Origin of the sequence: Larkinella insperata (genome assembly GCF_026248825.1) — a bacterium.
GTDB lineage: Bacteria > Bacteroidota > Bacteroidia > Cytophagales > Spirosomataceae > Larkinella > Larkinella insperata.
This window is the reverse complement of sequence record NZ_CP110973.1, coordinates 2,448,670-2,460,721: the sequence shown is the minus strand read 5'-3', so window position 1 is coordinate 2,460,721 and position 12,052 is coordinate 2,448,670. Positions and strand designations below refer to the sequence as shown.

Sequence of the window (12,052 nt, the reverse complement as noted above, 5' to 3'; positions counted from 1 at the left end):
TCATTAAGTTTCTTTAATCATTTAGTGAATGGACAAGGCCAGGAATGACGATTTATTCCTTTGTAAGACCGTTTATCCAAAATCTCAGGGTGGTACGCAATGAAACTGATTCAGAAATTGTTACTATTCTATGGCGTAAACCCCTAATTTTGCAGAACTTTATTGAAACTTTCGTTTAATAGATACTTAGAATGATTAACCTCATAACAAAGGGCATTACCAAACTCTTCGGTACTAAGTCGGATCGGGACATTCGCGAACTGCTCCCGTACGTCGACAAAGTAAACGCTGAGTTTCAAAAATTACAGTCTCTTTCCAACGATCAGCTTCGAAACGCAACGGTTGAACTCAAGCAGGTTATTGCGCAACGGTTGCAGCCGATCGATACCCAGCTCGCCGATCTTCAAAAGCAGGTAGCCGATCAGCCTGATCTGGACGTGGATGCCAAACAACGCATCTTCAACCAGATCGATAAACTGGAAGCCGACCGGAACAAGGAACTGGAAGTGGTTTTGCTCGATATTCTGCCGCAGGCGTTTGCCGTTGTGAAAGAAACGGCTAAACGGTTTAAGGAAAACGAGCAGCTGGAGGTAACCGCTACTGAATTCGACCGTGAATTTGCCGCCCGCAAAAAACACATTACCATCACCGGCGATAAAGCCTACTGGGCCAATAGCTGGGATGCCGCCGGAACCCAGATCAAGTGGGACATGGTCCACTACGATGTGCAGATCATCGGGGGTACGGTATTGCACCAGGGTAAAATTTCGGAGATGGCAACCGGGGAAGGTAAAACGCTGGTTGCTACGTTCCCGGCTTACCTGAACGCCCTGGCCGGTCGCGGAGTTCATATCGTAACCGTCAACGACTACCTGGCGAAACGCGACTCCGAGTGGATGGCCCCGCTGTTCGAGTTCCACGGCTTGCGCGTCGATTGCATCGATAAACACCAACCCAACTCCTTCTCCCGCAAACAGGCGTATCTGGCCGATATTACTTACGGTACCAACAACGAATTTGGTTTCGACTACCTGCGCGATAACATGTCGCGGGGGGTCGACGAACTGGTTCAGCGCAAGCACCATTACGCCATGGTCGATGAGGTCGACTCCGTGTTGATCGATGACGCCCGGACGCCGTTGATCATTTCCGGTCCCGTGCCGCGCGGTGACGAACAGGAGTTTGCCGAACTGAAGCCCCGCATTGCCCGCGTCGCCGAAGTTCAGCGCAAACTGGTTCAGGACCTGCTGAACGAGGCCAAAAAGAAAATTGCCGCCGGCGACGAAAAAGAAGGCGGTCTGGCCTTATTCCGCGCCCACCGGGGTCTGCCGAAATACAAGCCGTTGATCAAATACCTGAGTGAAACGGGGATCAAGGCCGTTCTCCAGAAAACGGAATCGGTCTACCTGGCCGAAAACCAGAAGTTGATGCCTGAAGCCGATGCCCCGTTGTACTTCACGATCGACGAGCGGCACAACAGCATCGACCTTACCGAAAAGGGAATTGATTACATCACCGGTTCCGGCGAAGATCCCAACTTCTTTATCCTGCCCGATCTGTCGATTGACATGAACGCGATTGACAAAAGCACGGAGCTGGAGGAAAAAGAGAAAATCTTACACAAAGAAGCGCTCATCCGCGATTATTCGGTAAAAACCCAGCGGATCAATACCGTTAACCAGTTGCTGAAAGCCTACTGTCTGTTTGAACTCAACGTTGATTACGTCATTATGGATGGCAAGGTCAAAATTGTTGATGAGCAGACGGGCCGGATCATGGAAGGCCGCCGGTGGTCCGACGGATTGCACCAGGCCGTGGAAGCCAAAGAAGGCGTGAAAGTAGAAGATGCCACGCAGACTTACGCAACGGTTACGCTGCAGAACTACTTCCGCATGTATCATAAACTGGCCGGGATGACCGGTACCGCCGAAACCGAAGCGTCGGAGTTCTGGACGATCTACAAACTGGACGTGGTGGTGATTCCGACGAACCGGGGTATTGTCCGGAAAGATGAGGAAGATAAAGTCTACCGTTCGGTGCGGGAAAAATACAATGCCGTGGTTGACGAGATCGTCAGCCTCGTTGAGAAAGGACGTCCGGTGCTGGTGGGTACCACTTCCGTTGAAAACTCCGAATTGTTAAGCCGGATGCTGTCGCTGCGGAAAATTGCGCACCAGGTATTGAATGCCAAGCAACACCAGCGGGAGGCCGAAATTGTGGCCGAAGCCGGTAAGCCCGGAACGGTAACGATTGCAACGAACATGGCCGGTCGGGGAACGGACATCAAGCTGACGCCGGAATCGAAGGCAGCGGGCGGTCTGGCCATCGTTGGTACGGAGCGGCACGAATCCCGGCGCGTTGACCGCCAGTTGCGCGGTCGGGCCGGTCGTCAGGGTGATCCCGGTACGACGCAGTTCTTCGTCTCGCTGGAAGACAGCCTGATGCGGCTTTTCGGTTCCGACCGGATTGCCAAAGTCATGGACCGGATGGGTCTGGAAGAAGGTGAAGTAATTCAGCATTCAATGATTACGAAGTCCATCGAACGGGCGCAGAAGAAAGTCGAAGAAAACAACTTCGGAATTCGGAAACGCCTGCTGGAATACGACGACGTGATGAACTATCAGCGGGAGGCCATTTACAAACGCCGTCGGAACGCGCTGTTCGGCGATCGGCTGGCCCTCGACATCGCCAATACGATGTACGACGTCTGCGAGGACCTGGCAAACAACAACGAAGGCAACTACGACGAATTTGCACTCCAAACGCTGACGGCCCTCGGGTTTGAGACCGCCATCAGCCGCGAAGAGTTCAGCCGCCTGAAGAGCAAGGAACTGGCGCAGAAGCTGTACGAAGAAGCTGATCGGCACTACCACGATAAAAATACTGCCATTCGCGAGAAGTCCGGACCGGTTCTGCAATCCATTCTGGAAGAGCGGGGAGCTACCATTCAGGACATCGTAGTTCCGTTCTCCGACGGGCTGCGCGAGCTGACCGTGGTTGCCAACCTTCGCAAAACCGTTGAAACGGAAGGCCGCGAACTGATTACGGAAATGGAAAAAGCCGTTTCGCTGTCGGTGATCGACCAGGAATGGAAGGAACACCTGCGCGAAATGGACGACCTGAAACAATCGGTGCAGAACGCTGTTTTTGAACAGAAAGACCCGTTGCTGGTTTATAAATTTGAATCGGTGGAGTTGTTCAAACGGTTTTTGAGCAAGGTCAATTTCGATACAATTAGTTTCCTGACCAAAACCGACATTCCGGGCCAGGAAGCCGAGGAAGTGGAGCAGGAGGTTCGGCAGGCTCCGCCCCAGCGCCATCCGGAACCGCAGCCGGAGCTGCACACCAACAAAGAAGATCACGAAGAGCCCGTCGCCGGTGGACCGCAGGAGTATGCCCGCAAGATGGCAACTGCCGAAAAGCAGGCGCCGATGCGGTCGGTGAAAGTGGCTAACCGGAACGAAAAAGTGAGCGTTCAGTACATGGACGGCACCATCAAACGGGACGTTAAATACAAGGTAGTCGAAAACGACGTCCAGAGTGGCCGGGCGGTTTTAATTGACTAACCGGTTTTGATCACAGGGCAAAGAGGTAAGGGCAAAGCGTAAGGTATTCTGAACGCCTTGCTTTTATCTCTCTGCCTTTTTCTATGAATCTCACTAATGAAAGAAAATAAGCCCGCAGATGCCTTGATCATGCGATCCTCCAATCTTTATTCTTTCTTTGCGGGACATTTATAATCAGACTACCGACTAAACGCATCGACGGGCAGACGGAATCAGTTTTTTAACCTTGTCGTAATTTGCATTAACAACTAATTCATAAAGAAAGGAAGATGTTATGGTATTGTTCTAATTTTTAATACTACGCTTTCCCGGAAATACTTAATTTTCGGCGTGGAATCACGTAAGCGGATTCCTTTCTTTCATTCCGTATGATGTATATTCATGCAGTTAGCCATTACCTTCCTAGCGAAGTAGTTGGCAACGAACACTTTACCAAGCTCAACGGTTTATCGAGCGAGTGGATTATCGAACGAACCGGTATCCACGAACGTCGCAAAGCAGCACCGGACGAAAATACAAACACTATGGCGCTGGAAGCCGTCCGGCGTCTGTTCGAGCAAACGACGATTGTTCCTTCTCAGATCGACCTTATCGTAGGTGCTACCTACACTCCATACGACACCATTGTCACCCTGGCCCACGTTGTCCAGCACAATCTGGGTGTAGCCGATATCCCGGTGGTTTCGATCTCAACCGCCTGTTCATCGCTGATCAACGCCGTCGAAGTGGTAGAAGGCTATTTTGCCATGAACAAAGCTTCCCTGGCGGTGGTGGTTGTTTCGGAGCATAATACGGCTTACAACAACGAATCAGACACGGTGTCGGGGCATTTGTGGGGCGACGGAGCAGCCGCTCTGCTGATCTCCAAAGAGCGCATCAGCGAGGACGACATGACGATCCAGACCATCATTACGGGCGGGGCCGCGACCAGCGGAAAAGCCACCACCGGCGTCATGCTGAAACCGTTGGAAAAAGGCGTTATCATGCCCCACGGCCGCGACGTGTTTATTCACGCCTGTCAGTACATGCCCAAAGTAAGCGTCCAGGTGCTGGAGAAACACAACCTGACGATTGACGATGTGGCTTACCTGATTCCGCACCAGGCTAACCTGCGCATCAGCCTGAACGTGATCAATACGCTGAAACTGCCCGAATCCAAGCTGCTTTCCAACATTCAGAAACTCGGGAACACGGGTTGCGCGGGCTGCGCCATTGCCTTGTCCGAAAACCGCTCCATTTTCAAGAAAGGCGAAAAAATCGTCCTAACGGTGTTTGGTGGTGGGTATTCGTTTGGTGCAATGCTCGTTGAAGTATAGATAGTGTGATCCAAAAAAGAAGCGGGTAAGTTAGTCTTACCCGCTTCTTTTTTAGTTGGCCGTCGAATTCGAAGACGCGCTGTTATTTTTCCAGGTGTTGTTGCGCGGATTAATATCCGGCAGTTTTTCATCCGGGTCAATGGTTACCGACCGGATTGGCGCGGTGGTTGGCTGTTTGAAACTCCAGGTGCCGCCCCGCTGCCAGATTTCGACAGGCAGGCTGACCCGCGTCTTTTTACCGCCTACTTCTTCTACCTCGACCGTAACCGGCATCGCCCACTTCTCCAGGTTCTCAATGGTGATTACTGAACCTTTCTGCGGGTCCTGATCCACATACCGCACGTCTTTTACGGCCTGATCCAGCTTCCAGGTTTCGTAGAAATACCCCCGCCAGAACCAGCCCAAATCTTCCCCGGCGGCATCCTCAATCGTCCGAAAGAAATCATACGGCGTCGGATGCTTGAAAGCCCAACGTTGTACGTACGTTTTAAACGCATAATCGAAGCGCTTCGGGCCCAGTACCACGTCCCGCAGCAGTTTTAGGCCCATGCCCGGTTTGTAATACCCCATAATGCCCAGATGCAGCGGTTGCAGCACGTCCGGGATCGTCATGATCGGTTCGTCGATGTTGAACAGCGCCGGGGCCAGGTCGTGCATCGTTCCTTTCGGGCGGTTGTATTCGCCGTTGTTGAAGTTTTCCGTTGAGAGAATGTTGATGAACGTGTTGAAACCTTCGTCCATCCAGGCGTATTTACGTTCGTTATTCCCGACGATCATCGGAAACCAGTTGTGACCAAATTCGTGGTCAGTAACGCCCCAGAGCGATTCTTTTTTGTCGCGACGGTCACAAAATACAATACCGGGGTACTCCATCCCGCCCACAACACCAGCGACGTTCGTGGCCACCGGATAAGTATACTCGGCCAGGTAACCGGAATAAAACTCAATACAGCCTTTCACGTATTCCGTCGAACGGTTCCAGGAATCGTCCGTAGCGCTTTCAACCGGGTAAGCCGACATTGCCAGCGCTTTTTTTCCGCTCGGCAGATTAATCCGGGCCGCATCCCACACAAAGGCTTTGGAGGTTGCCCAGGCTACATCACGGGCGTTCTGGCAACGAAATCGCCAGGTCAATCGGCCCGACTGTTTCGGACGGCTCTGCGGGCTGTTGACTTCATCTTTGGTGCGCAGCAACACCGTCTTATCGCTGTTACGGGCCTGCGCCAGCCGCCGTTGCTGCTCGGCGGTCAAAACCTCCTGCGGGTTTAGCAGTTCGCCGGAGCCGACAACAATGTGGTTCCAGGGAACATCGATGGTGTATTCAAAATCACCGTATTCCAGGTAAAACTCGCCCGCTCCCAGGTAAGGCAGTACGTTCCAGCCCTCAACATCGTCGTACACGCACATCCGCGGATACCACTGCGCCATTTCATAGATCAGCCCGTTGCGCGTCTGCGACGTACCCATGCGGTCGGAGCCGTAGCCCGGAATTTTAAATGAATATTCCACTTTCAGCTTGATAACCCCGCCCTCCGCTTTCAACGGTTCGGCCAGCCGCACCTGCATCCGCGTGTCGGTAATCAGGTAATCAACGGCCTTGCCTTTGCCCTGGTCAACCGTGACCGACTGAATTTCGAACCCGCCGGAAAAGCCCGAATTTCCGTAACGCCCCCCACGCACCGGCGTGGTTTTGGCCGCCCGGGACGTGTCGGAAAAAGCGTTCTGATCCAGTTGCAGCCACAAAAACGACAAGGCTTCGGGGCTGTTGTTTTTATACGTAATCTCAACGTCTCCGGTCAAGACGTTCTTTTCTTCGTCCAGACGGGCGTTGATTTTGTAATCGGCCCGGTTTTGCCAGTAACGGGGACCGGGAGCGCCACTGCTTGCCCGGTAGTCGTTACCCGGCTGCATATTAAACAGTGGATGGAAAAGTTCGTGCGGGTCGTAGCTGGATGTGCTTTTGGACTGCGCCCGAACTTCCACCAACGACAAAAGGACACTAATAAAAAAAAGGAGTTTATTCATGAAGGTGCTTATTGATACTCTTTAACTATAACGTTTTAAACGGCGTATTCGACTTGTTGTATCCTACATTTTAAACCAGTCGCGCAGGCTGCCGGGCCGTTGCCCGAGGCAACTGTAGGCAACGGCCAACAAAATATTAACGCTTATTCCGCTGCCAATCGTTGCCATTCTCCCCCAGCGGCTTGCTGTAAGAAAAAATACCACGCCGGTTGTTAGCCAGGTAACAACCATGAACACCACCAGTATTGCTTTCAGGACTTTTACCATTTTACCGGCCCGAGAGCGACGTGACATCTGCCTGCTTCGACAATAATTCCGGCCGAATCAGCAGGTAGCTTCCCGGTTCGGGCGCCTTCAACTGCAAAAAACCGTCGGTTACGCCTTCCGAAAGAAAAGCTTTAAAACCGCGGTCGCTGGCAAAATACCGTTGCATGTCTCCGGTCATTAGAATGAAGTTGACGTTTTGCTCTTTCAGAAAACGTCCAAAATCGGTATTGGGTTGGTAATCTTCCACCCGGATCCAGCGGGGCGGCTGTTCCCGATTGTACAAAAACACCCGGTACCATTCCCGTTCCAGCGACGAAACCGTACCGTTAATCGAAAGGGAGCGGATGAACCGGATGTTGTCGGCCGTGGGCGTTGGTTGCGTTTCCCGTTGCATCTGCGTAGTCTGGTAGATCACCCAAACCAGCATGAGGCTGGTCAAACCGCCCACCCAGACCGGCGACGGCTCTCTCCGTAATTTGATCCGGCTCAGTAGAAAAGCTACGATAGTAATTAGCCCGACGGCGTGGAAGTACAAATAATGCGATCGCGGAAAAACCAATACGACGGACCCCAGCGAGGGCAGGAGTAAAATCAAAAAGGCCAGCTCTTTGCTGGTGAATCGAGGGCGTTTTTGGGCCAGTTGCCGGAATGTTCCCCGCAAATCAATCAGACCGAAAACGGTTCCAACCAACAAAGCCGCCAGTATCCATTTCCGGTAGGGCGAATTGAGGTGCATTAAAGGCGTTTCGAAAAATAAACTGCCCAAAACCCGGAATTCCGCTTTGATGGTGTTGACGATGTTTGTCCAGAAGTGACGGATCACCAGATCGGGATGAACCCGGAAAGCCTCCCCCATCGACTTGACATCGGGACCAAAAACTTCCGTGATCAGTTTAAACTGGTCAATAATCGGAATATCAGTCGGGCGATTGTGCCAGGTGTTGTAATTGATGCTAAAATGCTGCACGAAGGCGTCAAAGCTCCGGTTGCTGCCCTGACTCCTGTCCGCCAGCGGATAGCCAAACAGAAGAAACAGCACGATAACCAGCGCACCAACGCCCAAAACACCCGAGAGCGCACGCAATGAAAAATCGCCACTGCGAAACCGGGGGACAAAAAATGTACCAACGGCCAGCCCGAGCGCGATTAGCATGGTTACGTAAAACTCCGGCCGGACGTAGGCACACACCAACGCCGTCAACGCCGTCACCAGCAATACGTTTCGGGCCGACCAATCCCGCGCCTGAATAATGCACAAGCCCGTTAGAATCAGACAGAGCGTGAACGCCGAAATGCGAGGGTCCAGTTGTACGTTCAGAGCGGAAAACTGGAAACAGAGCGCACAGAACAAACTAACGATAAACCCGGATTTTCGCAGGTAGAGGAACAAGAACAACAGTACCCCCGTCAGGATGACCAGCAGCCGCCAGTTGAGATAAAACAGGTCAAGGGGATCGTTCGCGACAACCTGCAACAGCTTCAGCCAGGCTGCGTAGAACGAACCCCACTGCGCCAGATACGGGTCCGGTGGAAATGTGTAGGTCAGGCCGGAAGCGAGGTACGTCATCTCGTCCCCGAAGGTTACATCATACCGTAGCGGCAGGTTGTGCGTCAGCGCCAATCCCGAACCGATCATCAGCAAAATACCCGCCAGCGGCCTGATCTGTCCGTTTCTCATTCGTTGGTTACTAACGCTTCGTAAAGGATTTCTGCCGGATGTTGAGCCTTGCGCCCGGTGCCGTCTTTGATCTGGTGTCGGCAACTGGTTCCGGCTGCGGCAATAATGACGTCATCGGCCTGCTGCCGGACCGTGGGGAACAACACCAGCTCCCCGATTTTCATCGAAACATCATAGTGCTCGGCTTCGTAGCCAAACGACCCAGCCATGCCGCAGCACCCCGACGGAATGAGCTGAACCGTGTAGTTTTCGGGCAGCGACAGCATTTTCTTCGACGGTACCAGCGACGAGACGGCTTTCTGCTGGCAGTGACCGTGCAGCTTGATCAACCGCTTTTCGGTCGTGAAGGCGCTTTTGGGAATGGCGCCCTTGTCGATCTCCCGGGCCATGAACTCTTCAAACGTCAGAGCGCTTTCGGCAATCCGACGGGCATCCGCCAGCAGCGACTCATCAACCAGGTCGGGGTATTCGTCCCGGAATGTCAGAATGGCCGACGGTTCGATCCCCACCAGCGGGGTTTCCGTCGTGATAAAGTCTTTCAGCATCCGGACGTTTTTTTCCGCCAACCGTTTGGCCTGCCGCAGCAAGCCCTTCGACAAAGCCGCCCGACCACTTTCGCCGTGTTCCGGCATAATAACCTCATAACCGAGTTTCCTCAGCAACAGAACGGCTTTTTTACCCACTTCTACGTCGTTATAGTTGGTAAACTCATCGCAGAAAAGGTAAACTTTGGTGGGATGGGCCTTCCCGTCTGGAACCGCCACTTTCTGCTCAAGGTTCTTCACCCATTTCCGTAACGTGGTCGAATGGAGCAGCGGCATGGTTCGGTCGGGGTGAAAACCGATGACGCGGTTGGCCACCCGCCGAAGCGATTCAGTTCCTAAGACAGCATTGTAAGCCCACGGAACCCACGATGCCACCCCGGACAAGCTGGCAAAGTTGGCCACCAGCCGACTGCGGACGGGCACTCCGTTGGCGTCCTGGTAGTGCTGCAGAAATTCCATTTTGAGCTTGGCCACGTCGACGTTCGACGGACATTCGGCTTTGCAACCTTTACAGGCCAGGCAGAGGTCATAAACCTCCTTGATTTCCTTATTATCGAAGCGGTTTTCCTTCGGCGAGAGCGTCAGCATTTCCCGCAGAATGTTGGCCCGCCCCCGCGTTGTTTCTTTTTCGTTACGGGTCGCCATGTAGCTGGGACACATGGTTCCGCCCGACAGCTGGGTCTTGCGGCAATCACCGGAGCCGTTGCACTGCTCGGCGTGTTGCAGGATGGTCTGATCATGAAACCGGAAAAACGTTTTGAACTCGGGCGTTTGCTGCCCGGCCTGGTAACGCAGAAACGTGTCCATCGGCGGGGTTTCAACGATTTTCCCGGGGTTAAAGATACCGTACGGGTCCCAGGTCTGCTTGATGTCGCGCATCAGTTCGTAGTTCTTCGGCCCCACCATCAGCGGGATAAACTCACCCCGCAGCCGGCCGTCGCCGTGCTCCCCGGACAGGGAACCGTCGTATTTTTTAACCAGCCTGGCAATCTCTTCCGCAATGACCCGGTATTGCTGGTGGCCTTCTTCCGTTTTCAGGTTGATGATCGGCCGCAGGTGCAGCTCACCGGAACCGGCATGGGCGTAATGCACCGACGACATACCGTATTTGTGCAGAATTTCGTTGAAATCCCGGATGTAGTCGGGCAAATCGTAGACATCAACCGCCGTATCTTCAATTACAGCCACGGCTTTTTCGTCACCCGGCATGTTGCCCAACAGGCCAAGCCCGGCTTTGCGCAGCGCCCAGATCTTTTTACCATCCTCGCCATAAATGACGGGGTAGTGATATCCCAGCCCGGCTTCCCGGAGTTCAGCTTCCATGGCCGCAGCCCGTTCGGCAATTTCGGCGCGGTCGTCGCTGCCCAGTTCCGCAACCAGAATGGCCCCCGGATCGCCCTGGACGAAGAAACGGTATTGCCGGTACAAAATATTATCTTTCGTACAATCCAGAATGTAATGGTCGATCAGCTCAACCGCCATCGGCTGGTATTTCAGGGCAATCAGGTTGGCGCGTAACGCTTCGTCGACGGTGTGGCAGTGGATGCAGACCTTGCCTGCTTCCTTCGGCGGCAGGGGCACCACGTTCAGCTTGATCTCGGTCAGAAAACAGAGCGTTCCTTCCGAACCGGCAATCAGCTTGCAGAAGTTAAACGCGTCGGCTCCTTCCGTGAACGGCGCGGATTCGAGCAACTCGTCCAGGGCATAACCCGTGTTCCGCCGTTCGATGCTCCGTTTGGGAAACTGCCGCCGGATTTCCGTCTGGTTTTCCAGATTGGTCAGAATCTCGTTTGTTTTCAGGTAGATTTTATCCAGCAGCGACGCGCTCCCGTTTTTTTGGGTGCTGGCGTCAACCAACCGGTCAAAATCGTTGGTTTCCATCCGTCCAAACTCCGCTTCACTTCCGTCTGCCAGCAGGGCTTTCACCGACAGCAAATGCTCCCGGGTTGACCGGTACACCACGGAGTTAGACCCGCAGGAGTTATTGCCGACCATCCCCCCGATCATCGCCCGGTTGGCCGTCGAGGTTTCCGGCCCAAAATAGAGACCGTACGGCTTTAGAAACAAATTCAGTTCATCACGTACCACGCCCGGCTGGACCCGCACCCAGCGCTCCTTTTCGTTCAGCTCCAGAATTTTCGTGAAGTGTTTCGACACGTCCACGACAATACCGCTTCCGACTACCTGCCCGGCCAGCGAGGTTCCGGCCGTCCGCGGAATGAGCGATGTACCGTGATCACGGGCGAACGCAATCAACCGCTTTAGATCCTGGATGGATTGGGGAACGGCAACTGCCAGCGGCATTTCGCGGTAGGCCGATGCGTCCGTGGCATATAAAGTACGTTGGGTATTGTCGGTATGAAATTCGCCTTCTAACTGACTGGCGAGTTGTTGCAGCGTCTCTTGATTGACCATACGAGCCTTCGTCAAAGACCGAACCATCGCTGGTTCCCTAAAAATTAGTGGTTTTTGACCTCAAAGGTACAAATTTTTCCAGTAATAGGACTTAAAGAAATAAACCACTGCAAAAAGCCTACATTAAAAAAATACAATTTAACAACGGCCGTATTTATAGAAAAACATACTAACTGTTAATCCTTTACAGACAAGGTACAGACGTTATTTAGGCCCTTTATATGCCCTTTATCCCAAATA

Annotated in this window: 6 protein-coding genes; 2 read left to right on the top strand and 4 right to left on the bottom strand. The window is 53.1% G+C overall.

Annotation, left to right across the window (positions count from 1 at the left end):
• The first annotated feature begins 191 nt into the window (after positions 1-191).
• Both secA and OQ371_RS10050 read left to right on the top strand, forming a co-directional pair.
• Entirely contained in the window at positions 192-3,566 is a 3,375-nt protein-coding gene (gene secA / locus OQ371_RS10055; protein WP_265993628.1) for a preprotein translocase subunit SecA, read from the top strand.
• A 371-nt stretch (positions 3,567-3,937) separates the two neighbouring features.
• Positions 3,938-4,882 (top strand): 3-oxoacyl-ACP synthase III family protein, encoded by a 945-nt coding sequence (locus OQ371_RS10050; protein ID WP_265994297.1) that lies wholly within the window; start codon positions 3,938-3,940, stop codon positions 4,880-4,882.
• 51 nt (positions 4,883-4,933) lie between these two features.
• Here OQ371_RS10050 and OQ371_RS10045 read toward each other — a convergent pair whose 3' ends face one another.
• The 4 genes from OQ371_RS10045 to OQ371_RS10030 all read right to left on the bottom strand — a co-directional run bounded on the left by OQ371_RS10045 (position 4,934) and on the right by OQ371_RS10030 (position 11,812).
• The gene (locus tag OQ371_RS10045) at positions 4,934-6,907 is read right to left on the bottom strand and encodes a M1 family metallopeptidase (RefSeq protein WP_265993627.1); all 1,974 of its coding nucleotides are present in this window, start codon (positions 6,905-6,907) and stop codon (positions 4,934-4,936) included.
• Between the two features lie 63 nt (positions 6,908-6,970).
• Positions 6,971-7,201 carry a hypothetical protein gene (locus OQ371_RS10040; RefSeq protein ID WP_265993626.1) on the bottom strand — a complete coding sequence of 77 codons (231 nt, stop codon included), beginning with the start codon at positions 7,199-7,201 and terminating at the stop codon, positions 6,971-6,973.
• Positions 7,176-8,852, bottom strand: coding sequence for a hypothetical protein (locus tag OQ371_RS10035; RefSeq protein ID WP_265993625.1), 1,677 nt, complete (start codon positions 8,850-8,852; stop codon positions 7,176-7,178). The genes OQ371_RS10040 and OQ371_RS10035 overlap by 26 nt, the downstream gene beginning before the upstream one ends.
• The gene (locus tag OQ371_RS10030; protein WP_265993624.1) at positions 8,849-11,812 is read right to left on the bottom strand and encodes an FAD-binding and (Fe-S)-binding domain-containing protein; all 2,964 of its coding nucleotides are present in this window, start codon (positions 11,810-11,812) and stop codon (positions 8,849-8,851) included. Before OQ371_RS10030 ends, OQ371_RS10035 begins: the two co-directional genes overlap by 4 nt.
• Positions 11,813-12,052: the final 240 nt, after the last annotated feature.